Annotated in this window: 22 protein-coding genes; 15 read left to right on the plus strand and 7 right to left on the minus strand. The window is 69.1% G+C overall.

Annotated elements, in window-relative coordinates; translation table 11 throughout:
* The first annotated feature begins 142 nt into the window (after nt 1–142).
* From C4K88_RS04275 to C4K88_RS04295, 5 genes are all read left to right on the plus strand, one after another.
* Nucleotides 143–1,177, plus strand: coding sequence for a PhoH family protein (locus C4K88_RS04275; RefSeq protein WP_104120408.1), 1,035 nt, complete (start codon nt 143–145; stop codon nt 1,175–1,177).
* Nucleotides 1,174–1,647 (plus strand): rRNA maturation RNase YbeY, encoded by a 474-nt coding sequence (gene ybeY / locus C4K88_RS04280; protein WP_104120409.1) that lies wholly within the window; start codon nt 1,174–1,176, stop codon nt 1,645–1,647. Before C4K88_RS04275 ends, ybeY begins: the two co-directional genes overlap by 4 nt.
* Nucleotides 1,644–2,954: a hemolysin family protein gene (locus tag C4K88_RS04285; protein WP_104120410.1), complete on the plus strand. Its 1,311-nt coding sequence runs from the start codon at nt 1,644–1,646 to the stop codon at nt 2,952–2,954. Before ybeY ends, C4K88_RS04285 begins: the two co-directional genes overlap by 4 nt.
* A complete protein-coding gene (gene era, locus C4K88_RS04290) occupies nt 2,941–3,870 on the plus strand; it encodes a GTPase Era (protein WP_104120411.1) in 930 nt (309 codons plus the stop codon). The genes C4K88_RS04285 and era overlap by 14 nt, the downstream gene beginning before the upstream one ends.
* A gap of 167 nt (nt 3,871–4,037) precedes the next feature.
* Nucleotides 4,038–5,639, plus strand: a complete 1,602-nt coding sequence (locus tag C4K88_RS04295) for an LCP family protein (protein ID WP_104120412.1) — start codon at nt 4,038–4,040, stop codon at nt 5,637–5,639.
* 25 nt (nt 5,640–5,664) lie between these two features.
* Here the strand turns inward: C4K88_RS04295 and C4K88_RS04300 are convergent, their stop codons facing one another.
* Nucleotides 5,665–7,623 (minus strand): M13 family metallopeptidase, encoded by a 1,959-nt coding sequence (locus tag C4K88_RS04300; protein WP_104120413.1) that lies wholly within the window; start codon nt 7,621–7,623, stop codon nt 5,665–5,667.
* A 230-nt stretch (nt 7,624–7,853) separates the two neighbouring features.
* On the opposite strand from C4K88_RS04300, the gene leuA reads away from it, so the two are divergent.
* The 3 genes from leuA (at nt 7,854) to C4K88_RS04315 (ending at nt 11,214) form a co-directional block, all read left to right on the plus strand.
* On the plus strand, nt 7,854–9,596 hold the full coding sequence (leuA, locus tag C4K88_RS04305; RefSeq protein WP_104120414.1) for a 2-isopropylmalate synthase: 1,743 nt from the start codon (nt 7,854–7,856) through the stop codon (nt 9,594–9,596).
* A gap of 74 nt (nt 9,597–9,670) precedes the next feature.
* Nucleotides 9,671–10,417: a DNA repair protein RecO gene (gene recO / locus C4K88_RS04310; protein ID WP_104120415.1), complete on the plus strand. Its 747-nt coding sequence runs from the start codon at nt 9,671–9,673 to the stop codon at nt 10,415–10,417.
* Nucleotides 10,414–11,214: an isoprenyl transferase gene (locus C4K88_RS04315; protein WP_104120416.1), complete on the plus strand. Its 801-nt coding sequence runs from the start codon at nt 10,414–10,416 to the stop codon at nt 11,212–11,214. The genes recO and C4K88_RS04315 overlap by 4 nt, the downstream gene beginning before the upstream one ends.
* Here the strand turns inward: C4K88_RS04315 and C4K88_RS04320 are convergent.
* Nucleotides 11,211–12,260 (minus strand): alpha/beta hydrolase, encoded by a 1,050-nt coding sequence (locus C4K88_RS04320; RefSeq protein WP_104120417.1) that lies wholly within the window; start codon nt 12,258–12,260, stop codon nt 11,211–11,213. The genes C4K88_RS04315 and C4K88_RS04320 overlap by 4 nt on opposite strands.
* Nucleotides 12,261–12,362: 102 nt before the next feature.
* Here C4K88_RS04320 and C4K88_RS04325 point away from each other — a divergent pair, with 102 nt between their 5' ends.
* Nucleotides 12,363–13,445: a quinone-dependent dihydroorotate dehydrogenase gene (locus C4K88_RS04325; RefSeq protein ID WP_104120418.1), complete on the plus strand. Its 1,083-nt coding sequence runs from the start codon at nt 12,363–12,365 to the stop codon at nt 13,443–13,445.
* Nucleotides 13,446–13,532: 87 nt separating this feature from the next.
* Here C4K88_RS04325 and C4K88_RS04330 read toward each other — a convergent pair whose 3' ends face one another.
* A complete protein-coding gene (locus C4K88_RS04330; protein WP_104120788.1) occupies nt 13,533–14,123 on the minus strand; it encodes a DUF3043 domain-containing protein in 591 nt (196 codons plus the stop codon).
* Nucleotides 14,124–14,226: 103 nt separating this feature from the next.
* On the opposite strand from C4K88_RS04330, the gene C4K88_RS04335 reads away from it, so the two are divergent.
* From C4K88_RS04335 to C4K88_RS04360, 6 genes are all read left to right on the plus strand, one after another.
* Nucleotides 14,227–15,651 carry a dipeptidase gene (locus tag C4K88_RS04335; protein WP_104120419.1) on the plus strand — a complete coding sequence of 475 codons (1,425 nt, stop codon included), beginning with the start codon at nt 14,227–14,229 and terminating at the stop codon, nt 15,649–15,651.
* Nucleotides 15,652–15,799: 148 nt separating this feature from the next.
* Nucleotides 15,800–16,180: a HesB/IscA family protein gene (locus C4K88_RS04340; RefSeq protein WP_104120420.1), complete on the plus strand. Its 381-nt coding sequence runs from the start codon at nt 15,800–15,802 to the stop codon at nt 16,178–16,180.
* Between the two features lie 181 nt (nt 16,181–16,361).
* A complete protein-coding gene (gene ctaC, locus C4K88_RS04345) occupies nt 16,362–17,234 on the plus strand; it encodes an aa3-type cytochrome oxidase subunit II (protein ID WP_104120421.1) in 873 nt (290 codons plus the stop codon).
* Nucleotides 17,234–18,961, plus strand: a complete 1,728-nt coding sequence (gene ctaD / locus C4K88_RS04350; RefSeq protein ID WP_104120422.1) for an aa3-type cytochrome oxidase subunit I — start codon at nt 17,234–17,236, stop codon at nt 18,959–18,961. Before ctaC ends, ctaD begins: the two co-directional genes overlap by 1 nt.
* Nucleotides 18,958–19,359 (plus strand): cytochrome c oxidase subunit 4, encoded by a 402-nt coding sequence (locus C4K88_RS04355; protein ID WP_104120423.1) that lies wholly within the window; start codon nt 18,958–18,960, stop codon nt 19,357–19,359. Before ctaD ends, C4K88_RS04355 begins: the two co-directional genes overlap by 4 nt.
* A gap of 121 nt (nt 19,360–19,480) precedes the next feature.
* Entirely contained in the window at nt 19,481–20,272 is a 792-nt protein-coding gene (locus C4K88_RS04360; protein ID WP_104120789.1) for a GntR family transcriptional regulator, read from the plus strand.
* 98 nt (nt 20,273–20,370) lie between these two features.
* On the opposite strand, the gene C4K88_RS04365 is transcribed toward C4K88_RS04360, so the two are convergent.
* The 4 genes from C4K88_RS04365 to qcrC form a co-directional block, all read right to left on the minus strand.
* Nucleotides 20,371–20,988, minus strand: a complete 618-nt coding sequence (locus C4K88_RS04365) for a phosphatase PAP2 family protein (RefSeq protein WP_241521704.1) — start codon at nt 20,986–20,988, stop codon at nt 20,371–20,373.
* Between the two features lie 109 nt (nt 20,989–21,097).
* On the minus strand, nt 21,098–22,783 hold the full coding sequence (gene qcrB / locus C4K88_RS04370) for a cytochrome bc1 complex cytochrome b subunit (protein WP_104120424.1): 1,686 nt from the start codon (nt 22,781–22,783) through the stop codon (nt 21,098–21,100).
* 1 nt (nt 22,784) lies between these two features.
* Nucleotides 22,785–23,807, minus strand: a complete 1,023-nt coding sequence (qcrA, locus tag C4K88_RS04375) for a cytochrome bc1 complex Rieske iron-sulfur subunit (protein ID WP_104120425.1) — start codon at nt 23,805–23,807, stop codon at nt 22,785–22,787.
* Between the two features lie 69 nt (nt 23,808–23,876).
* The gene (gene qcrC / locus C4K88_RS04380; RefSeq protein WP_104120426.1) at nt 23,877–24,668 is read right to left on the minus strand and encodes a cytochrome bc1 complex diheme cytochrome c subunit; all 792 of its coding nucleotides are present in this window, start codon (nt 24,666–24,668) and stop codon (nt 23,877–23,879) included.
* Nucleotides 24,669–24,732: the final 64 nt, after the last annotated feature.

A 24,732-nucleotide genomic window follows, 5' to 3' on the forward strand; every position in this document is an offset into this window, starting at 1 on the left:
CGTGCGTGCGGTTCGTTGTGAACAGGGCCGAGGCAGTCGGGATGGCGTAACATTGGCATCCCTGCCTCCCGGGCGGACGCAGGACGACACCACAGGCACGACAATTCGGATGAGGGGCGATCGAAGGCCGGACGGCCGACGTATGAGCGACACTTCAACAGGCATCAACGCGGCAGGACTCGACACCAGGGTGTTCCTCTTCGACTCGACGGAACAGATGGTCCAGGCACTGGGCTCCAATGACGAGGCACTGCGGCTGATCGAAGAATCCTTCCCCGGTGTCGGCCTCCACGCCCGCGGCAACGAGCTCACCATCACCGGACCCTCCGCCGACGTGCTGCGGACCGAGCGGCTCGTCGCCGAGATCCGCTCGATGGCCGCGAACAACGCACCGGTCTCCCCCCAGGTCCTCGAGCAGCTCGTCAGCATGCTCAAGACGCAGAGCGCGGCCCGTCCGGCAGAGGTCCTGTCCGTCAACATCCTCTCCTCGCGCGGCAGGACGATCCGCCCCAAGACCCTCAACCAGAGCACGTACGTGGACGCGATCGACCGCAACACCATCGTGTTCGGGATCGGTCCGGCCGGCACCGGCAAGACCTACCTCGCGATGGCCAAGGCCGTGCAGGCGCTGCAGCACAAGGAGGTCAACCGGATCATCCTGACCCGGCCCGCCGTCGAAGCGGGGGAGCGCCTCGGGTTCCTTCCCGGGACGCTGAACGACAAGATCGACCCCTACCTGCGTCCCCTCTACGACGCGCTGCACGACATGATGGACCCGGACTCCATCCCCCGCCTGATGGCGGCCGGCACCATCGAGGTGGCCCCGCTCGCCTACATGCGCGGCCGGACACTCAACGACGCGTTCATCATCCTCGACGAGGCCCAGAACACCACTCCGGAGCAGATGAAGATGTTCCTCACCCGCCTCGGCTTCGGTTCGAAGATGGTCGTGACGGGCGACATCACGCAGGTGGACCTGCCCGGCGGTACCAGCTCGGGCCTGCGCGTGGTCAGCGACATCCTCCGGGACGTCGACGACGTCTACTTCAGTGAGCTCGACGCCTCCGACGTGGTCCGGCACCGGCTCGTCGGGGACATCGTCAGCGCCTACGGGGCCTGGGACGAGACCCAGCGTGCGGCCCAGCCACCCCTCGGGCGACCGGCGGCCACCCGATGAGCGTCGAGGTCAACAACGAATCCGGGCACGACGTCGACGAGGCGTCCCTCGTCCGCCTGACGAACTTCCTGCTCGAATCGCTCTTCGTCCATCCCGAGGCGGAGCTGTCCATCATCCTCGTGGACACGGCCGCGATGGAGAAGCTGCACATCGAGTGGATGGACGAACCAGGCCCCACCGACGTGCTCTCCTTCCCCATGGACGAGCTGCGGCCGGGCACGCCCGGCCGGGTGACGCCCGCCGGTCTCCTCGGTGACATCGTGCTGTGTCCGGACGTCGCGGCGTCGCAGGGTGCCGCCGCAGGGCACAGCACCCGGGACGAACTGCTGCTGCTCACCACGCACGGGGTCCTCCACCTCCTCGGCTACGACCACGCGGAGCCCGAGGAGGAGAAGGAGATGTTCGGCCTGCAGCGCCAGCTCCTGTCCGACTTCCTCGGCGGCGACGCACCCCGGGAGACACGCGCTTGACCATCTGGCTCCTCGCAGTGATGGGATTGCTGTTCGCGCTCACGGCTGCCCTCGTCACGTCCGCCGAGGCGGCGTTCAGCTATCTGCCGCGCCAGGAGGGCGAGGCCCTCGTGGCGGAAGCCCGGACGCCGTCGATCCGCCGGATCCTCGACGCGCCGGTCGCCCACATGCACGCCCTCCGGTTCTGGCGCGTGTGGTTCGAGATGGCCGGGGCCGTCGCCGTCGCGATCCTCTTCCACGACGTGCTCGACAACGTCTGGCTGGCCGGCCTCCTCGCCACCGCGGTGATGGCCGGCATCGGCTTCGTGATCGTCGGCGTGTCGCCCCGGCAGCTCGGGCGCACCCACGCCCCGGCCGTCGTGCGCCTCACCGCCGGGCTGGTGTCCTTCCTGTGCGCCGTCCTCGGCCCGATTCCCCGGTGGCTCGTGCGCATCGGCAGCTCCATCACGCCGGGTGCGGACCGCGACGAGGCCGCGTTCTTCACGCAGGAGGAGTTCCGCGAGCTCCTCTCCCGAGCCTCCGACGCCGAGATGATCGAGGACAACGAGGCGGAGCTGATCCACTCGGTGTTCGAGCTCGGCGACACCAAGGTCCGCTCGGTCATGGTCCCGCGCACCGACATGGTCACGATCGAGTCCGGCTCCACGCTCAGCCAGGCCATGTCCCTCTTCCTCCGCTCGGGTTACTCCCGGATCCCCGTCATCGGGGAGAGCTCGGACGACATCCGGGGGCTGCTGTATCTGAAGGACGTCGTGGCCAACCTCCACGGCAGGCCGGCGTCGAACCTGGCCCGCCCGGTCGACGCCGACTGCCGGCCCGCACGCTACGTCCCGGAATCGAAACCGGTCGGCGACCTGCTGCGGGAACTGCAGCGCGAATCGACCCACGTGGCCATCGTCATCGACGAGTACGGCGGCACGGCCGGCCTCGTCACCCTCGAGGACCTCATCGAGGAGATCGTCGGCGAGATCGTGGACGAGTACGACTCCGAGGTCCCGGAGCAGGAACAGCTCGACGGCGGCGAGTACCGGGTGAGCGCCCGCATGGGGATCGACGACCTCGGTGAGCTGTTCGGCCTGGACCTCGACGACGAGGAGGTGGACACGGTCGGCGGCCTGCTGGCCAAGACCCTGGGCAGGGTGCCGATCGTCGGATCAGAGGTCACAATTGACGGTATCGGTCTGCGGGCCGAACGCGTGGAGGGGCGACGGAACAGGGTCTCCCACGTGATCACCTACCGCCTGCCACCCGAGCACACTGCACAGGACGAACGAGAGACGATAGAGGCTGACAATGAGCGACGCTAAGCACAGGGCCGGATTCGTCTCGCTCGTCGGACGGCCGAACGCGGGGAAGTCCACCCTCACGAACGCCCTCGTGGGGCAGAAGGTCGCGATCACCTCGGCCAAGCCGCAGACCACCCGCCACACCATCCGGGGCATCGTGAACCGCGAGGACTCGCAGATCGTCCTCGTCGACACCCCCGGGCTCCACCGTCCGCGCACCCTGCTCGGTCAGCGGCTCAACGACCTCGTCGCGGACACGCTCTCCGAGGTGGACGCCGTCGGGTTCTGCCTGCCCGCCAACGAGAAGATCGGTCCCGGAGACCGCTTCATCGCCGAGCAGCTCGCCCGGCTGAACCGCAAGCCCCTGATCGCGGTGGTCACGAAGACCGACCTCGTGGACCGGCAGGCCCTCACGGAGCAGCTCCTGGCCGTCGCGAAGCTCGGCACCGAGGTGGCGGGCGCGGACGGCTGGGCCGACATCGTGCCCGTCTCCGCGGCGGACGGGTTCCAGGTGGCCACCGTCGGCGAGGTCTTCAGCCGTTTCATGCCCGAATCGCCCGTGCTGTACCCGGACGGACAGCTGACGGACGAGCCGGAGGCCGTCATGGTGGCCGAGCTGGTCCGCGAGGCCGCCCTGGAGGGTGTCCGCGACGAGCTCCCGCACTCCCTCGCGGTCGTCGTGGAGGAGATGATCCCCCGGGAGGGGCGCAGCGAGGACAATCCCATGCTCGACGTCCACGTCAACCTGTACGTCGAGCGTCCGTCGCAGAAGGCCATCATCATCGGCAAGGGTGGGGCGCGGCTCCGGGAAGTGGGTACGAACGCCCGCCGGGGCATCGAGGCCCTGCTCGGCACCCGGATCTACCTCGACCTCCACGTCAAGGTGGCGAAGGACTGGCAGCGCGACCCCAAGCAGCTGGTCAAGCTAGGGTTCTAGCGGGCACCAGTTCCCGGCGCCGCTCGTTGGACCGCCGGGATCCGCCACCAAGACTCTGCCCACCAGCCTTCCGGGCAGCGGGCCGACGCCGGCAACCGCCACACTGCGCCGTCGTCGGGACCCGCCACCGCTAGGATTCAGGTTCAACCACACGAAGGAGCCCGGGCATGACCCGCCGACCGTCCGCTGACGGCGCCCAGAGCGCCGGCGATGCCGCTGGGGCCGACCCCGGTGATGCGTCCACCGGCGCTGCGCCGGCCGGACGCCATCTCGGCCGCGGGGGACGGCATCGGGGGCTCGCGGCCACTGCCATCGTCGTGGCCACCGTGCTGGTCGCCGCGGGAGCGTTCGTCGCGGTCCAGGTGTTCCGCCTGCAGTCGAACGTCCTGACCTCCCCCCTGAACCTGGGCGAGAACGGGGAATCGGCGATTCCCGTCGACTCCAGCACCGACCCGCTGCAGATCCTCATCCTCGGCACGGACACGCGGAGGGGCAACACGGGCGACTTCTTCGGCAGTGAGGACGACTCGACCGGGGAGGGCAACTCGGACGTCATGATGCTGCTGACGCTCTCGGCCGACAGGGAGGACGTCACCGTCGTCTCCTTCCCCCGCGACCTGCTCGTCCCGCTGCCCAGCTGCCTCGACCCCGAGACCGGCGAGTCCTCCCAGGCGATGGATCTGGGCCAGTTGAACGGTGCCCTCAAGGCCGGCGGTCCGGGCTGCACGGTCGCGGCGATCAACAATCTCACCGGTCTGTCGGTGGACCACTTCATGATGGCCGATTTCAACGCGGTCAAGGAGCTGACCTCCACCCTCGGCGGTGTCGAGGTCTGCGTCGAGGGGCCGGTGGAGGACGAGTACTCCGGTCTGTCCCTGCCCGCGGGGACCAGCGAGGTCGAGGGCGACCAGGCCCTGGCCTTCCTGCGCACGCGTCACAGCTTCGGTGACGGCGGCGACGCCGGGCGGATCGCGGCGCAGCAGTCGTTCATGGCGTCCATGGCCCGGAAGGTACAGGCCGAGGGGACCCTCACGAACCTCCCCAGGCTCTACGCCATCGCCGACACCGTGACCCGGAACCTCACCGTGGACGAGGACCTGTCGAAGCCCGCGGAGCTGCTGAGGATCGCCGACCGCATGAAGGACGTCGACCTCTCCAACATCGCCTTCGTGACGGTACCCACCGAGCAGTGGGTCGAGGACCCCAACCGCCTCGTGCTCGACGAGGAGGCCGCGTCGCCGCTCTTCGACGCGCTGCGCGAGGACCGCGGCCTCACCGAGGACGAGCCCGAACCGTCCGCGACGGCCTCGGAAGGCCCCACCCCGTCGGCTTCCGCTCCACCCGCCTCACCCTCGGCGTCCGCCACGCCGGAACCCTCGGCGTCCGCCACGCCGGAGGTCCCGGCGGTCGACCCCGGCTCGGTCCCCGTCCTCGTCGTGAACGGAACCTCGAACCCGGAGCGGGCGACCGCGGTGCAGAAGCTCCTCGTCGCCGCCGGCTACACGCAGGCAGCGACCTACGCGTCCGTTCCCGCGGAACTGACGCAGGTCTACTTCAGCACCGGCTACGAGGACGCCGCCGCGGATCTCGCCGCCCGCCTCGGTGTGCCCGCGAGCCGGGTCACCCTCGACGAGTCGGCCGCCGGCGTCCAGCTGCTCGTCGGCGCGGATCTCGCCACCAGCTCGAAGGTCGTCGTACCGCCGCTGGGCAGCGCGCTGGACGGCCAGACGGCCGACGAAGTGACCTGCCAGTCGTCGTCGGGCTTCTAGGCGGAGCGGCAGGGGACTCCGCGACCTACCAGATCCGCACGCGGTCCTCGGGCTCGAGCCACAGCCGGTCCTCCGCGCCGAGGCCGAAGGCCGCGTGGAACTCGTCCAGGTTGCGGACCACCTGGTTGCAGCGGAACTCGTTGGGGGAGTGCGGGTCCACGGTCAGACGCCGCTTCGCCTCCTCGGGGCGGATCTTCTGCTGCCAGCACGTGGCCCAGGAGAGGAAGAAGCGCTGGGTCCCGGTCAGACCGTCGACCACCGGCGCCTCCGCGCCGCCGAGGCTCAGCAGGTAGGCGCGGTAGCTGATGCCGAGCCCGCCGAGGTCGCCGATGTTCTCGCCGAGGGTCAGTTCGCCGTTGACGGTCCGTCCCGCCACCTCGGACGGCTCCAGGGCCGCGTACTGTGCGACGAGGCGCCCGGTGAGGGCGTCGAACGCCGTCCTGTCCGCCTCGCTCCACCAGTTGAGCAGGCGCCCCGTGCCATCGAACTGGGACCCCTTGTCGTCGAAGCCGTGGCCGATCTCGTGGCCGATGACCGCCCCGATCGCCCCGTAGTTGACGGCATCGTCGGCGTCGATGTCGAAGAACGGCGGCTGCAGGATGGCCGCGGGGAAGACGATCTCGTTCATGGTGGGCATGTAGTACGCGTTGACGGTCTGCGGCGTCATGAGCCATGTGCCGCGGTCGATCGGCCCGCCCAGCTTGTCGAGCTGCCGGCGGTGCTCGAACTCGGCGGCGCGGAGCACGTTGCCGTGGAGGTCGGACGCCCGCACCTCGAACGGGCCGTAGTCGATCCACGTCTCCGGGTAGCCGATCTTCGTGGTGAACTGCGAGAGCTTCTCCAGGGCGCGGTCCCGGGTCTCGTCCGTCATCCACGCCAGGGACGTGATGCTCGCTTCGTACGCGGCGATGAGGTTGCCGACGAGGTCGAGCATGGCGGCCTTGTGCGTCGCCGGGAAATGCCGCTCGACGTACCGCTGCCCGATCGCCTCGCCGATCGCTCCCTCGACCAGGGCGACGCCGCGCTTCCAGCGGTCCTTGATACGGGGGGTGCCCGCGAGGTGCGTGCCGTAGAACGCGAAGGCGGCATCCACGAACCGGTCGTCGAGGTAGTCGGCGGCGTGCAGCAGGACGCGGCTCGCGAGCCACTCCCGCCACGTGGCGAGGTCCTCGGTGCGCAGCGCGGCGTCGAGCCCGCGGACGAAGTCCGGCTGGTTGACCACGAGCTCCGCGGCCTGACCGGGGGTGTCGGTGACGATGCGCAGCCAGGGGACGAGGTGGTCCGACAGCCCGGCGACGGCGTCGTGCTGCACCAGGTTGTACGTCTTCTGCGGATCCCTGCGCTCCACGGAGCCCATCGACGACGCCGCGAGGCGCGTCTCGAGGCCGACGACGCGGGCCGCAGCCCCGGCCGGGTCGGCGGTGCCGACGAGATCGAAGAGCCGCGTCAGGAGCTCCGCGTACCGCTCGCGCGTCTCCGCGAAGCCGTCCTCGCGGTAGTAGGACTCGTCCGGCAGGCCGAGGCCCGACTGGTACAGGTGCAGGAGGTAGCGCTCGGGGTTCCCGGCGTCGTTGCTGACATAGGGCGCCGCGAAACCCTGGACGCCCGAGCGGGTGAGGCCGGCGCTGAGCTCGACGAGGTCCTCGATCGTGGACACCGCCCCGATGCGGTCGAGCAGGGGACGGACCGGCGCGGAGCCCTCGGCCTCGATGCGCGCCGTGTCCATGAAGTCTGCGTAGAGGGTGCCGATCTTCGTGTCGAGTTCGTCGGTGGAGCCGCCGGCCACCCGCGCCGCAGCCTCCTCGATGATGGTCCGGACGGCGAGCTCCGAGGCGTCCCGCAGGGCGGTGAACGAGCCGGTCAGCGGCCTGTCGTCGGGGATCACCGTCTCCTTCAGCCAGACGCCGTTCGCGTACCGGAAGAGATCGTCCTGGGGTCGGACGGTCGTGTCGAGAGTGGTCGGATCGAAGGTGCTGATCGTCATTGTCGCTTCCTGATTCCTCGTGGTGCGTCCAGGGCATGCACTCGTCCGAGCGCCCCCGAAAGCCATCCTATGTGCCGTGCTATCGTGGAATTGTGCGTGCACAGAGAACTCTTCTTCGGTGCCGCGGCGAGGCCATCTAGGACTCAGAGCCACTGGCCACCCCTCGCCGCGGTGTTCGCGTCGCCCGGCCGCCGGCACACACAGTTCCCATAGACAAGGCCGATCCCCCCATGCGAAACGCACAGACGACCTCCGGTATGCCGTTCGGCAAGTACCGTCCCTTCCAGGACCAGATCACCGTCGAACTCCCCGACCGCACCTGGCCGGACCGCGTGATCTCGAAGGCGCCGCGCTGGTGTGCCGTCGACCTCCGGGACGGGAACCAGGCCCTGATCGACCCGATGAATCCCGAGCGCAAGCACAAGATGTTCGACCTGCTCGTCGGGATGGGGTTCAAGGAGATCGAGGTCGGCTTCCCGTCGGCGTCGCAGACCGACTTCGAATTCGTCCGCCAGCTCGTCGAGGGTGACCGCATCCCGGACGACGTCACCATCCAGGTCCTGACGCAGTCGCGGGAACACCTGATCGAGCGGACCTACGCGTCCCTCGAGGGGGCGGACCGCGCGATCGTGCACCTCTACAACTCGACGTCCGTGCTGCAGCGGCGCGTGGTGTTCAACCAGGACCAGGACGGCATCATCGACCTCGCCCTCCAGGGCGCCCGGCTGTGCCGCAAGTTCGAGGAGAACATGGGCAGCACCATGATCACCTACGAGTACTCCCCGGAATCGTTCACGGGGACGGAGCTCGAGTTCGCCGCCCGCATCAGCAACGAGGTGTCGGCGGTGTTCGAGGCCTCCACCGACCGCCAGATGATCCTCAACCTGCCGGCCACCGTCGAGATGGCGACGCCGAACGTGTACGCGGACTCGATCGAGTGGATGAGCCGGAACCTGACGAACCGGGACAGCATCATCCTCTCGCTGCATCCCCACAACGATCGCGGGACCGGGGTGGCTGCGGCGGAGCTCGGCTACCTCGCCGGCGCCGACCGCATCGAGGGATGCCTCTTCGGCAACGGCGAACGCACCGGCAACGTGGACCTGGTGACGCTCGGCATGAACCTCTTCAGCCAAGGCATCGACCCGCAGATCGACTTCTCCGACATGGACTCCATCCGCCGCACCGCCGAGTACTGCAACCAGCTCAGCGTGCCGGAGCGGTCCCCCTACGGCGGAGACCTGGTCTTCACCGCCTTCTCCGGCTCCCACCAGGACGCCATCAAGAAGGGCTTCGAGAGCATGGAGCGCGACGCCGCGGCGGCCGGCGTCGGTGTCGACGACCTCCCGTGGGCCGTCCCGTACCTGCCGATCGATCCGAAGGACATCGGCCGCTCCTACGAGGCCGTCATCCGGGTGAACTCGCAGTCCGGCAAGGGCGGTGTGGCGTACCTGCTCAAGAACGAGCACAGCCTCGACCTCCCGCGCCGTGCGCAGATCGAGTTCTCCGGCGTCGTCCAGCGCCGCACCGAGACCCAGGGCGGTGAGGTCAGTGGTGCGCAGCTGTGGTCGGTCTTCCAGGACGAGTACCTGCCCACCCGTACCGAGGGCGGCGAGGACACCTGGGGCCACTACGAGCTCACCTCGGTCAACACGGACACGGCCGAGGACGGCTCGTTCAAGCTGGTCGCGACGCTCCTGGTGGACGGCGTCCAGCAGCGCAAGGCATCCCGGGGCAACGGCCCGATCGACGCCCTGCTGACCATCCTCGGCCAGGACGGCGTGGACGTGCGCGTCCTCGACTACACCGAGCACGCCCTGTCCTCCGGCGGCAACGCGCGCGCCGCGGCCTACGTCGAGTGCGCGGTCGGCGAGCGCGTGCTCTGGGGTGTCGGCATCGACGCGAACACCACCATGGCCGCGCTGAAGGCCGTCGTCTCCGCGGTCAACCGGGCCATCCGCGACGCCGCCTGAGCCGTGTCGCACCGACCACCCCGGCCGTCCCGCGCACGCGGGCCGGTGGGGGTGGCAGGTGGGAGAATAATTCCGTGCCCTCCTCATCAGCGTCCCGCACCTATCGCGCCGAAGGTGTGGTCCTGCGCACCTACAAGCTCGGTGAGGCGGACCGCATCATCGTCTTCCTGACCCGGGAGCACGGGCAGGTCCGTGCCGTCGCGAAGGGCGTCCGCCGGACCAGCAGCAAGTTCGGGTCCCGCCTGGAACCGTTCATGGCCGTGGATCTCCTGCTCGCCCACGGGCGGACCCTCGACGTCGTCACGCAGGCGCAGACCAGGGGCGCCTACGGTCACGGCATCGCCTCGGACTACGGCCGCTACACCGCCGCGACCGCCATCGCCGAGACCGCCGAGCGCCTCACGGACCTCGGGGAGGCCGGGGGAGCGCAGTACGGTCTTGTCGCCGGGGCGTTCTCCGCCCTCAGCCGTAACCTGCACCCCTCGGAGCTCATCCTCGACTCCTATCTGCTGCGCGCCCTGGCCACGGCGGGGTGGGCCCCGAGCTTCACCGCCTGCGCCCGCTGCGGTGCCCCCGGCCCCCATTCCGCCTTCTCCGCGCCGCTCGGCGGCGCGGTCTGCCCGGGCTGCCGGCCGCCCGGCTCGGCGTCGCCGTCGGTCGCGACCATGGAACTCCTCGGCGCGCTGCTCACGGGCGACTGGGTCACGGCGGACGCGTCGGAGTCCGGAGCCCGGCGCGAGGCGGCCGGCCTCGTCGCCGCCTTCCTCCAATGGCACCTCGAACGCGGGGTCGCCTCCCTCAAACATGTGGAGCGTGTATGAACAACCCCGTCCGACCCGCGGCGCCCTGGCCCCACCCGAGCGGCGAGCTCGCCCCGTCCATCCCGCGCCAGTTCGTGCCCCGACACGTCGCGATCGTGATGGACGGCAACGGCCGCTGGGCCAACGAGCGCGGCCTGCCCCGGACGGAAGGGCACCGGGCCGGTGAGGCGGCGCTGCTGGACGTCATGGCCGGTGCGATCGAGATCGGCGTCCGGCACGTGTCCGTCTACGCCTTCAGCACGGAGAACTGGAAGCGGTCCCCCGAAGAGGTGCGCTTCCTGATGGGGTTCAACAAGGAGGTGCTGAGGCGCCAGCGGGACCAGCTCGACGCCTGGGGGGTGCGGATCCGCTGGTCGGGGCGCCGGCCGAAGCTGTGGCAGTCGGTCATCCGCGAGCTGGAGGACGCCGAGCGTCACACCGCGCGCAACACGACCTGCACCCTGACGATGTGCGTCAACTACGGCGGGCGTGCGGAGATCGCCGACGCCGCGCGGGCCATCGCCGAGGACGTGGCGGCCGGCACCCTGAAGGCGTCCTCGGTCAGCGAGAAGACCGTGCAGCGCTACCTCGACGAGCCGGACCTGCCCGACGTCGACCTGTTCCTGCGCACCTCCGGCGAGCAGCGCCTGTCCAACTTCATGCTCTGGCAGTCCGCCTACGCGGAGATGGTCTTCATGGACACGCTGTGGCCGGACGTCGACCGCCGCACCCTGTGGCGGGCCATCGAGGAGTACGCCTCACGCGACCGCCGATACGGGGGAGCGGTGGACCAGGCGGCGGACCGCCTGTCCTCCTAGCCGCCCTGCGGTGTTGGCAGGTCCCCGCCAGGCCACGCGTCGGGAGGACCGGCGCCGGAACCGGCGGGGACCTGCACGTCCATCCACGCCGTCGCCGCCCTCACCGCGGCGCGACGGACCTCGGGCCGGGACAGGAAGACGTCGTGCAGGGCGCCCGGCAGGCGCCGGATGGTGACGTCGTGGCCGAGCTCGGCCGCGCGGCGCACCATCGGCCCAACGTCGAGGATGATGTCGGACTCCAGCATCGCCTCGTTCCACGTGGGGCCGATCGCCGACGCCGCGGAGCATAGGACGAGCACCGGCACGTCGACCGTCACCCCGCGAGCGAGGGCCGCATGGCCCGCAAGGACCGCCGCGAGCCACCCGGCCCGGACGGGGAACCCGGTCTCGGGCCGCCACGCCGGGTCGACCGGCCATTCGCCGTCGAGCGTGTCACTGATGCTCCTGAAGTAGAACCCGAGGGCGGGGAAGCGCAGCCGTGCCCTCGGCCGACGGCGTGAGAGGGTGTCGAGGATGCCCTGCGCGGCGCTGCGCAGCAGGGCGCTGCCCTGGATGTCGAGCCACGGACTGTTGAGGACGAGCGCCGCGATCCGCCCGGGGTTGCGGGCGGCCCACAGCGTCGCGGTGAGTCCGCCCGTCGAGTGCGCCATCAGGACGATCTCCGGGTCGGCCTCCGTTCCCGTCCGTGCGGCCAGCCGCGCCCGCAGCGCGGCCAGTCCCGCTTCGAGGTCGGCGTCGTACTCCTCGAGGGAGGTCGCGAAGCCGGGGGTCTGTCCGGGCAGCAGGCTGCGGCCGTACTTGTGCAGGTCCAGGGCGAAGAACGCCCAGCCCTGAGCGGACAGCGCCTCGGCGAGCTCCGTTTGGAAGAAGTAGTCACTGAACCCGTGGATGTAGAGCACCGCCCGGGACGGTCCGGGACCCCGGGCTCCGGCGGGTTCGTACGCCACGAGGGTCGCCACCCGTGGGCCCTCGTCGTCGGGGTCCAGCGGGAGGGTCAGGGCACGGAACGGTACCCCCAGGATGTCCTCCGACCAGCTCTCGTCCATGCCCCGACCCTACCGGCGCACGCCGCCGGGTGCCCGGACGCGGCACCGTCGGGTTGGTGCCTCGAGTTGGCGCCCGTGACAGGAGCGTGGAACGCTGATGGCATGCGCTTCTACCCGACCTTCTTCCGGATCGTCTTCTCCGGGATGGACGCCGAACGGGCCCACAGGATCGGTTTCGCCCTGATCCGGGCGGTCGACCCCACGCCGGTCGGCTGGGCGCTGCGCCGCGTCTGCGCTCCCGACCCGCGGCTCGCCACCACCGCCTTCGGTGTGGACTTCCCCTCCCCGTTCGGACTCGCTGCGGGCTTCGACAAGGGCGGCACGGGCATCCTGGCCCTCACCGCCCTGGGTTTCGGCCACGTCGAGATCGGCACCGTCACGGGCCAGGCGCAGCCGGGCAACCCAGCTCCGCGCCTGTTCCGCCTCGTCGAGGACCGGGCCGTGATCAACCGCATGGGCTTCAACAACGACGGCGCCGCGGCCGTCGCTCCCCGCCTCCGGGCGGCGCGCCGCAGGCTCGCGCGCCGCTACGCCTCCCGGCCCCTCCCCGTGGTCGGCGTCAACATCGGCAAGACGAAGAAGGTGGACCTCGTCGACGCCGTCGCCGACTACCTCGTCAGTGCCGAGCAGCTGGCACCCGTGGCGGACTACCTCGTGGTCAATGTGTCCTCCCCGAACACACCGAATCTCCGGCTGCTCCAGGGCGTCGAGTCGCTCCGTCCGCTCCTCGAGGCCGTCCGCCGGACCGCGGACGCGGCGGCGGGCCGGCACGTGCCGCTCCTGGTGAAGATCGCACCGGACCTGACCGACCAGGACATCGACGACGTCGGCGCCCTCGCCCTCGACCTCGGCCTGGACGGCATCGTCGCCACCAACACCACCATCACGCGCGAGAACCTCGTCACGGACCCGGCGGACGTCATCGCGAAGGGCGTCGGAGGGCTGAGCGGGGCGCCGTTGAAGGCCCGCGCGCTGGAGGTCCTGGTGCGGCTGCGGGCGGCGGTCGGGGACCGGCTGGCCATCGTCTCCGTCGGCGGTGTCGAGACGCCGGAGGACGTCCTCGAGCGGCTCGACGCCGGCGCCACCCTCGTCCAGGGCTACACCGCGTTCCTCTACGAGGGGCCGTTCTGGGCCCGCCGCATCAACCGCGGCCTCCTGCGGGCCCGGCGGACCCCGACGGGCTGACACCTGGAATCGCCGGATGCAGAAGAGCCGGGCCCGTGGGCCCGGCTCTTCTGCGTTGCACGGCACCCGCCGGGTGCCGGAGGGCCGTCAGACGGGGTACTGGCCCCGGCGGACCTGCGGCTTGGGCAGGCGGAGCCGGCGGAGCTGCAGGGCACGGGTGACGCCGTACCAGAGGTCGCCCTGGTTGGGGGCGCCGAACTTCTCGGTCAGCCTCTTCTTCAGCGTGCGGCGCAGCAGGATGCAGTCCACGATCACCGCGACGATCAGGACCCAGAACGCCATCAGCACGGCACTCTGCACGGCGAGGGACTGGAAGAAGCTGAGGATCACGAACACGAGGGCGGCGATCATGAGGAACTCGCCGACGTTGATCCGGGCGTCGACGAACTGGCGGACGTACCGGCGGTTCGGCCCCTTGTCGCGCAGGGGGAGGTAGCGTTCGTCGTCGGTGTCGAGGGCCCGCCGCATCCTGGCGCGCTCGTCGCGGACCGTCGAGCGGCTCTGGTCGCGCGCCGCCTTGCGGTCGTTCGGCACGAGGGGGCGCCTGCGGGCGGCCTCCTGCACGCTGCGCTTGGGCGTGGGCGCGCCCTTGCCCGGCGCGCGCGGCGCTTCGGGGGTGCGTGAAGCGCTGTCAACGACTTCCTGGGCAGAGGGGGCATCTTTGTTTCGTCCGAACACCCTCTCAGGATACCGGGTCCGTGCCTGCCGGATGCCCGATCCGACCCACCGGTTCCCGACGGTGCGCCGGTCCCCGGGGGTACGGCGTGTGTAGGGTTCTGGCATGACTTCCCTGAACCCCTCGACCGACCGCCCGCACCATCCCCCGCGAGTCGGCGACCGACTGCGCGCCACCGTCGACGCGTCCTTCCCCCGCATCGTCGAGCAGCTCTCCAGCCTCGTCGGCATCCAGGGCATCGCCTGGGACGCCTTCGACGCCCGCGAACTCGACCGCAGCGCGGAGGCGGTCGCGGACCTGATCCGCGGTGTCGGGTTCGACGACGTCCGGATCCTCCGCATCGACAACGACGGCACGCCCGGCGGCCCCGCCGTCGTCGCCCGCCGTGCCGCCGCCGAGGGGCAGCCGACCGTCCTCCTCTACGCCCACCACGACGTGCAGCCGCCGGGGGACCCGGCGCTCTGGGAGTCCGAGCCGTTCGTCGCGACGGAGCGCAACGGCCGGCTGTACGGCCGCGGCGCCGCCGACGACAAGGCGGGCATCATGGCGCACGTCGGCGCCGTCGCGGCCATCACCGAGGTGCTCGGCGAGACGTTCGGCGTCGGCGTGACCCTGTTCATCGAGGGCGAGGAGGAGGCCGGGTCGCCGACGTTCCGCTCCTTCCTCGAGACCTACCGGGAGGACCTCCGGGCCGACGTCATCGTCGTCGCCGATTCCAGCAACTGGAAGGTGGGCGTGCCCGCCCTGACCACGAGCCTGCGCGGACTCGTGGACGGCACCATCGAGGTCCAGGTCCTCGATCACGCCGTGCACTCGGGCATGTTCGGCGGTCCCGTGCTGGACGCCCCGACGCTCCTGGCCCGCCTGATCGCCACCCTGCACGACGACGCCGGCGACGTCGCCATCGCCGGCCTGCACGGCGGGGACCACGCGAGCGTCGACTACGACGAGGACGATTTCCGGGCCGATGCCTCCGTGCTCGACGGGGTACGCCTGGCCGGCACCGGGTCCATCGCCTCCCGCCTCTGGCACAAGCCGGCGCTGTCCGTCATCGGCATGGACATCCCGTCCGTCGCGCTGTCCTCCAACACGCTGATCCCGCGGGCCCGTGCCAAGTTCAGCCTGCGGTTGGCCCCCGGGCAGGACCCCGGGGCTGCGATGGACGCCGTCCGGGCGCACGTCGAGGCCCATGCCCCGTTCGGCGCCCGGGTCACGTTCACGCCGGGGGAGACGGGGAGCCCCTTCCTGACGGACACCACGGAACCCGCCTCCCGGCTCGCCCTGTCGGCCCTCGAGGAGGCCTGGGGCGTCCGGCCCGTGGAAGCCGGCATGGGCGGCTCCATCCCCTTCATCGCGGACCTCACCGAGCTCTTCCCGTCCGCGCAGATCCTCATCACCGGCGTGGAGGACCCGGACTCCCGCGCCCACAGCGCGAACGAATCCCTGCACCTCGACGAGTTCCGCAAGGCTGTCCTCGCCGAGGCCATCCTCCTCGCCGGCATCAACGACGGCGGGCTCGACCGGGACTGACCGGCACCGGTGCGGAAATGTTTCAGCCCCTCGGCCCGTTATGACTGGTGCGGGCCCGGCGTACGATGAAGGAAAGCCGTGCGCGCCGAACCGCGGACGGCACTGAGAGCGGACACACCACGGTGGGGTCCGAGCGAGGAGAAACACCATGAGCACATCGACCACCGAGACCGGATCCGCCCAGGATTCCGTGGAACTGGCCGCGCACGAGGTCATCCTGTCCGACGTCGCGGCAGGCAAGGTGCGTAGCCTCCTCGAGCAGGAGGGCCGCACCGACCTCCGGCTGCGCGTCGCCGTCCAGCCCGGCGGCTGCTCGGGCCTCATCTACCAGCTGTACTTCGACGAGCGCGTCCTCGACGGCGATGCCGTCCGGGACTTCGACGGCGTCGAGGTCATCGTGGACAAGATGAGCGTCCCGTACCTGTCCGGCGCGTCCATCGATTTCGAGGACACCATCTCGAAGCAGGGCTTCACCATCGACAACCCCAATGCGGGCGGATCCTGCGCCTGCGGGGACTCCTTCCACTAGGAGTTCAATAGCACGCCGCGAGGGCCCGGAACACCACCGACAAGGTGTGTTCCGGGCCTTTTGCGTGTCACCGGATCGCGGGTCTTCCGGGTAAGCTCTACAGTGAGTAGTAAAACTGGATGTGCACCCCGGGCCGCTTCACGGGCGGGTGGCAACGCACGTAGAAAAGGAAGGTCCGTCTGTGAGTTCGCAGGACCGAACCGGTAGCAAGCGCGTCAGGATCACCAAGATCTCCAGCATCTCGCTGGCTGGCGCCCTCCTACTGACCGGCTGTACGGCAGAAGCCCAAAGGGGCTGGCTGCCGGCAGATCGGGACAACACCAACCACACCGGGGCCATCACCGATCTGTGGGTCAACTCGTGGATCGCTGCCATGATCGTCGGCATCATCACGTGGGGCCTGATCATCTGGTGCATGGTCGCGTACCGTCGCCGCCGGAACGACACCGGCTACCCCCGGCAGATCAGCTACAACCTGCCGCTCGAGATCTTCTACCTGACCATCCCGCTGTTCATGGTGCTCGTGTTCTTCTACTTCACGGAACGCGATATCGCGAAGATCGACGCCCGCGTCGAGAACCCGGACGTCATCGTGGACGTCCGCGGCAAGCAGTGGTCGTGGGACTTCAACTACGTCAACGAGAACAGGTACTCCGTCGGCGTCCAGGGCAGCCTGAACGGTGAAGAGGGCGTCCCGGAGAACCTGCCGACGCTCTACCTGCCCGTGAACCGGAGCGTCGAGTTCCAGCTCAACGCACGCGACGTACAGCACTCCTTCTTCGTTCCCGGCTTCCTGATGAAGCGTGACCTCTATCCGGGCCGCACCAACTACATCAACCTCACTCCGACGAAGGAGGGCGTGTTCGTAGGCAAATGCGCCGAACTCTGCGGCCAGTACCACTCGGAGATGCTCTTCAACGTGGAGGTCGTCTCGCAGGCCGAGTTCGACGCCCAGATGGCACAGCTCGAGGTGGGCCAGCTCGGCGACGAGTACGACCGCGACTCCTACCCCGAGGACGATCCCGATACCGACCCAGCCAGGAGCAGCAGCTGATGTCCACCTTCGAATACACCCTTGAGGAAGCCGGCACCGTCGCGGCTCCGCGTGTGGTTCCGAGGTCCAAGGGACGCATCGTCGTCAACTGGATCACCTCGACCGATCACAAGACCATCGGGTACATGTACCTGATCGCCTCGTTCGTCTTCTTCTGCTTCGCCGGCGTCATGGCCCTCATCATCCGGGCGGAGCTGTTCGAGCCCGGCATGCAGGTCCTGCAGACGAAGGAGCAGTACAACCAGCTGTTCACGATGCACGGCACCGTGATGCTCCTGATGTTCGCGACCCCGCTGTTCGCAGGCTTCGCCAACGTCATCATGCCGCTCCAGATCGGCGCCCCCGACGTTGCCTTCCCCCGGCTGAATGCACTGGCGTTCTGGTTCTTCCTCTTCGGCAGCACGATCGCCGTCTCGGGGTTCATCACCCCGCAGGGCGCGGCGTCGTTCGGCTGGTTCGCCTACGCCCCGCTGTCCAGTACGACGTTCTCGCCGGGCGTGGGTGGGGACCTCTGGGTCTTCGGGCTCGCGCTGTCGGGCTTCGGCACCATCCTCGGCGCCGTCAACTTCATCACCACGATCATCTGCATGCGCGCCCCGGGCATGACCATGTGGCGCATGCCGATCTTCACCTGGAACACGCTGATCACGGCGATCCTGGTCCTGATGGCGTTCCCGCCGCTGGCCGCCGCGCTCTTCGCGCTCGGCGCCGATCGCCGGTTCGGTGCCCACATCTTCGACCCCGAAGCCGGGGGTGCCATCCTCTGGCAGCACCTCTTCTGGTTCTTCGGCCACCCCGAGGTGTACATCATCGCGCTGCCGTTCTTCGGCATCGTCTCCGAGATCTTCCCTGTCTTCAGCCGCAAGCCGATCTTCGGCTACAAGGGCATCGTCTACGCGACGATCGCCATCGCAGCCCTCTCCGTGACCGTGTGGGCGCACCACATGTACGTCACCGGCGCGGTTCTGCTCCCGTTCTTCGCCTTCATGACCATGCTCATCGCGGTCCCCACCGGCGTGAAGTTCTTCAACTGGATCGGGACCATGTGGCGGGGATCGCTCACCTTCGAGACCCCGATGCTGTGGAGTCTCGGCTTCCTCGTGACGTTCCTGTTCGGAGGCCTGACGGGCATCATCCTGGCATCGCCCCCGCTCGACTTCCATGTCTCCGACACCTACTTCGTGGTGGCGCACTTCCACTACGTGGTCTTCGGGACCGTCGTCTTCGCGATGTTCGCCGGGTTTTACTTCTGGTGGCCCAAGTTCACGGGCAAGATGCTCAACGAGCGCCTGGGCAAGATCCACTTCTGGATGCTGTTCCTCGGCTTCCACGCCACCTTCCTCATCCAGCACTGGCTCGGCGTCGAGGGCATGCCCCGCCGTTACGCGGACTACCTGCCGGAGGACGGTTTCACGGCCATGAACCAGTTCTCCACCATCGGGTCCTTCGTGCTCGGTGCCTCGCTGATCCCCTTCTTCTGGAACGTGTACATCACGTGGCGTACCGGCAAGAAGGTGGAGGTCGACGACCCGTGGGGCTTCGGCGCCTCGCTCGAGTGGGCGACGTCCTGCCCGCCGCCGCGGCACAACTTCACCTCCCTGCCGCGCATCCGGTCCGAGCGCCCCGCACTCGACCTGCACCACCCCGAGCTGCAGCAGACCCACACGCCCGATGACAGTGCCGCCAGCTTCATGGGTGCCGCAGACCGGAAGGACGCCAACGCATGAGGATCGAGACGAAGCTCTTCACCTATCTGACGCCGTTCTTCCTGCTGGTGGGAACCGTCTACGGGTTCCTCGTGGACTGGATGGAACCCGTCGGGTTCCTGGCGCTCTACCTCACGGCCGGCCTCTCGGGGATGATCGGGTTCTACCTCGGCTTCACCGGGAAGCGCGTGGGCGACCGCCCCGAGGATCGCCTCGATGCGGAGATCCACGAGGGATCCGGCGAGCAGGGGCACTTCAGCCCCTGGAGCTGGTGGCCCCTGGTGCTCGGCCTCTCGGCCGCGACCTGCTTCGCGGGTCTGGCGGTCGGCTTCTGGATCACCTATATCGGCGTCGGGCTTGCCGCGATCGCCCTGATCGGCTGGGTCTACGAGTACAGCCGCGGGTACCACGCCCACTGATCCGAACTGCCCACCATCCGACAGGGAGTCCGCCGCGTGCGGGCTCCCTGTCGTTCGTCCGGCGCCGTACGATCGGGAGACCCGGTGTCCTCCGACGCCCCGATCGCAGGAGATGGAATCGATGACCGTGGTGCCCCGTCGCTTCGATGCCGAACCGCTCGACGACGCATCGGCGACACCGAAGCACGTGCAGCTCCGCGAGAGCCTGCGCCGCTACATCCGCCAGTTCGGTGAGCCCGGGGCCGGGATACCGTCCGAGCGGCAGCTGGGCGGCTACTACGGCGTGGCCCGCATGACCGTCCGCCATGCCATCGACGCCCTCGTGGCGGAGGAGGTGCTCGAGCGCATCGTGGGCCTGGGAACCTTTGTCGCACGGAGCAAGATGGATCTCCACATGAAGATGACGTCCTACACCGAGGAGATGATCCGCCGGGGAATGGTCCCCGACGCGCGGGTTCTCAGCTTCGAGCAGCAGGGGGCCTCACCCCTTGTCGCTCGGGAACTCCAGATAGACCTCGGCCAGCCCGTGGTGCGGTTCCGCCGCCAGCTCCTCGCCGACGGTGAGCCCATGAGCGTCGACGAGAACTTCATCCCGGCGCACCGCGTTCCCGGCATCCTCGACGAGCCGCCGCCGACGTCGCTCTACAACGTGCTGAGCGAGAAGTACGGCCTGGTCATGGAATGGGGCGAGGACACCATCGAGGCGACCGCGGCGTCGCCGTCGATCGCGCGCCTGCTCAATGTGGAGATGAACGCGCCCCTGCTCAAGATCCAGCGGCACGCGTACGTGGCCCGCAGCATGATCGACTACTCCGTCTCCTACTATCGCGCCGACCGCTACAAGCTGTGGGTGCCCCTGCAGCGGCCCGGCGTCCGGACCCCCCGCGCGTACAGCGCCACACGCCTCCGCTAGGCTCAGGCGCCCTCTTGGCGCCTCCGGGTACTCCTCAGGGCGCCAGGGTGCCCGGCGACCGGTCGTAGGCGCGGATCGCCGCCGCGGGGTGTGGGTCGTCAGCGGTTTCCGACGACCGCGGCGAAGGCGAGGCCGATCACGCCCCCGACGAGGAAACCGGCCGCCACCTGCCCCGCCGTGTGGGCGCCGAGGCGGACCCGCGACCAGCCGACGGCCACCGGCATGGGCAGCAGCAGGAGGGCGGCCGGTCCGGCGATGGTGACGGCCCCGCACGTGACGAACACGGCGACGGCGGAATGGGCGGAGAGCTTCCACCAGAGATTCACGACGAGCACGAGGGCCACGCCGGCCACGGTGCACCAGACGGCCGCGACGAGCGCCCACGGGGCGTCGAGGAGCGCGAGGATGCAGAGTCCGACGCCGATGGAGAGGAGTGTTCCCGCCAGCACCGGGGCGCGCTGGCGTCGTTCACTGATGTGGTGGTCGGTCAGGCGTCCGGCGCGCACGAGCACGAGCACCGCCGCGAGGGGGAGGACGGTCGTGAAGGTCGCCGCGACTCCCGCCTGGAGGGCGCCCCCGGGCCAGCCGGCGGCGCCGATGGCCGTAGCGACGAGGAAGAGGGTGACCAGCACGGCAGGGGCGCAGAGCTCACTGATCGCGGCGGCAATCCTGTGCGCCCGGGAGCGGCGCGTGGGCGCGGTGCGCGTGGCGGTCATGGTGGGCTCCTTCGTCGATGGGTGCGGGTCCTCGACCTGCACGGGGATGCAGGAGGGGCCCGGACTGTCCGTCCGGGCCCCTCCTGGTCAGCTGATCGGGAGTTCGTCCCTAGCGGCTGGTGATGGCCTCGCGGTCCTTCGCACCGGCGACCTCTTCGTGGTGGTCACCGTGCGATGCCTCGATCTCCCGCGGCGTGACAGGTGCGACGCGGTCCTCGAAGAAGAACCGTGAGACGCGGCCGTGGACCTTGTCCAGACGCGAGACCTTGCCGTCCGCATCGGGCTTCGGGACCATGACCTCGGGCGACTCGAAGGCCACCAGCTTGTAGCGGCTGTAGTCGTCGACCTGCTCGTGGACCTCGATGAACTCACCGTGCGGCAGGCGGACGATGCGTCCGGTCTCGCGGCCGTGGAGGGCGATCTCACGGTCCTTGCGCTGCAGGGCCAGGGAGATGCGGCGCGACACCATGAACGCGGCGATCGGACCGAAGATCACCAGGAAGCGCAGCCAGTAGGTGACGTCGTTCAGCGACACCATGAAGTGGGTCGCGATGAGGTCGGAGCTGGCGGCTGCCCACATCACGCAGTAGAACGTGACGCCTGCGACGCCGATCGCCGTGCGGGTCGGCGCGTTGCGGGGGCGGTTGAGCAGGTGGTGCTCCCGCTTGTCCTTCGTGACCCAGGCTTCGATCCAGGGCCAGGCGAACATCGCGGTGAACACGATCATCGCGGGGACCAGCGCAGGGATCAGGACGTTCAGCGAGAGCGTGTTGACACCCCAGGGGAAGGGGAGCAGGAACTCGAAGGTGAAGTTGTCGCCGAGCGTCCCGGGCATCAGGCGGAGGGCGCCGTCGACCCAGCCGATGTACCAGTCCGGCTGGGTGCCGGCGGACACGGGCGAGGGATCGTACGGGCCGTAGTTCCAGATCGGGTTGATGGTGAAGGCGGCGGCGATCGCGGCCAGGACACCGAACACGATGAAGAAGAAGCCACCGGCCTTCGCCGCGTACACGGGGCCGACGGGGTAGCCGACGACGTTCGTGTTGGTCCGGCCGGGGCCGGGGAACTGGGAGTGCTTGTGCAGCACGACCATGAACAGGTGGATACCGATCAGCAGCAGGATCACCGCGGGGATCAGGAGGATGTGCAGCACGTACAGGCGACCGATGATCATCGTGCCCGGGAACTCGCCGCCGAAGAGGAAGAAGCTCAGGTACGTGCCCACCACGGGGATGGCCTTCATGACGCCGTCGATGATGCGCAGTCCGTTGCCGGAGAGCAGGTCGTCGGGGAGCGAGTAGCCGGTGAAGCCGGCGGCCAGGCTCAGGATGAGGAGGACGCAGCCGACGACCCAGTTGAACTCGCGGGGGCGGCGGAAGGCGCCGGTGAAGAAGACTCGGAGCATGTGCACGGCCACGGAGGCCACGAACAGGAGGGCCGCCCAGTGGTGGATCTGCCGCATGAACAGGCCGCCGCGGATGTCGAAGGAGATGTCCAGCGACGAGGCGTAGGCGACGGACATCTCGACGCCACGCAGCGGCAGGTAGCTGCCGTCGTAGTTCGTCTCGGCCATCGAGGGGTCGTAGAAGAAGGTGAGGAACGTCCCGGAGATCAGCAGGATGACGAAGGTGTACAGTGCCACCTCGCCGAACATGAACGTCCAGTGGTCGGGGAAGATCTTCCGGCCGAACTCCTTGACGATCCCCGAGCCGCCGACCCGGGAGTCGACATAGTCGGTGACCTTACCCACGCGCGTCTTCGGCACGTAGGGTTTTGCTGCAGTGGTACTGCTCATGTCAGCCTCGCTCCCAGAAACTAGGTCCTACGGGTTCTTGGAAATCGCTCGACGCGACCAGGTAGCCTTCGCTGTCGACCTCGATGGGCAGCTGCGGCAGGGGACGTGCGGCCGGCCCGAAGATCACCTTGCACTCCTGCTCGAGGTCGAACGTGGACTGGTGGCACGGGCACAGCAGGTGATGCGTCTGCTGCTCGTACAGTGCCACCGGGCAGCCGACGTGCGTGCAGATCTTCGAGTACGCGACGATGCCGTCGTATGCCCAGTCCTCGCGGCCGGGGGAGGGGTTGAGCTCCTCGGGGTCCAGCCGCATGAGGAGGACGACGGCCTTGGCCTTCTCCTCGAGCTTGTGCTCCGCCTCGTTCAGCCCCTCGGGGATGACGTGGAACGCCGACCCGATGGTAACGTCCGAGGCGCGGATGGGCGTACCGCTCGGGTCCCGGGTCAGGCGGACGCCGGTGTCCCACATGGTCTGCCTCAGCACGTCGCCGGGCAGGGGGCCCAGGTCGCGGAAGATGGCGATCGCCGGGAGCGGAGCGAGGAGTGCGGCCCCGAGGAGGGTGTTCCGGATCAGCGGGCGGCGCTTGATCCCGGACTCGTCGAGGATGTCGTTGACGATCTTCTCGGCGTCGCGGCGGTCCTGCTCCGGGCGGATCTCGTGGCGACTCTCGGTGACCTCGTGGTCTGGCATGAGCGTCTTGGCCCAGTGGACGATGCCGACGCCGATGCCCAGCATGGCGAACGCCGTACCGAGACCGAGCAGCAGGTTCTGGAGACGAAGCCGTGCGATCGTCTGATCGAGCTCCACGAAGAAGTAGCCCGCGAAGAAGAGCAGGGTGCCGAGGATCGAGATGAAGAACAGCAGGGCGACCTGGCGCTCGGCACGCTTCTCGGCGCGCGGGTCACGGTCGGCGAGACGCGGGCGGTGGGGCGGGAGGCCCGGGTTCTCGAACTGCTCCGGAGTCCGCCCCGGCGTTGCAACGGTGACCGAGCTTCCGGGAGCGCCGTGGCTAGAGTCGGCCATGATCCCTCATATCTTTCATTAGGTACTGCGAGTCTGTAAGTGATTCGTTCACGAGGCGCTCCCGGATGGTCAGGAGGACCGCGACGTGAGCCACACGGTGAAGGCGATGATGACACCGAGGCCGGCGACCCAGATGAACAGGCCCTCCGAGACGGGGCCGAGCGAACCGAGATCGGCTCCGCCGGGGGAACCCTGCTCCTCGATCGTCTTCAGGAAGGCGATGATGTCCTGCTTGTCCTCGGGGGTGACGTTCGCGTCGTTGAAGACGGGCATGTTCTGCGGGCCGGTGACCATGGCTTCGTAGATGTGCTTCTCGCTCACGTCGGCCAGGCCCGGGGCGTACTTGCCGCGGGTGAGGGCGCCGCCGGCTGCTGCCGCGTTGTGGCACATGGCGCAGTTGACCCGGAACAGCTCGCCGCCGTGGGCCGGATCGCCCTGGGAGGCGTCGGTGATCTCCTCGGAGGGGATGGCGGGACCGGCGCCGAGCGACGCGACGTACGCCGCCAGCTGGCCGACCTGCTCGTCGGTGAACTGGACGGGCTTGGCCTGCGCCTGCGGGCCGTCCATCTGCATGGGCATGCGGCCGGTGCCGACCTGGAAGTCGACGGAGGCTGCTCCGACGCCGACCAGCGACGGCGCGGCGTCCGAGCCCGTGGCCCCGATGCCGTGGCACGAGGCGCAGTTGGCCACGAAGAGCTTGTTGCCCTCTTCGACCTCGTCCTCGCTGGCGGTGGTGGTCTGTGCCTGCGCCTGGTTGGCGGAACTGGCGGCAGCGTAGAGACTGCCGGTAAAGAGGAGCGCCATCAGCAGCAGCGCCAGCGCTGCGAGGGGGTGACGCCGCCTCTGGGAGAGTGCCTTCACGGGGTGGTTCCTGCCTTTTCGATGCGAGCGCTGCGGAGATTCTTCACTGAATTCTACCTCTAGT

The organism is Arthrobacter pityocampae, from assembly GCF_002927275.1.
GTDB lineage: Bacteria > Actinomycetota > Actinomycetes > Actinomycetales > Micrococcaceae > Arthrobacter_D > Arthrobacter_D pityocampae.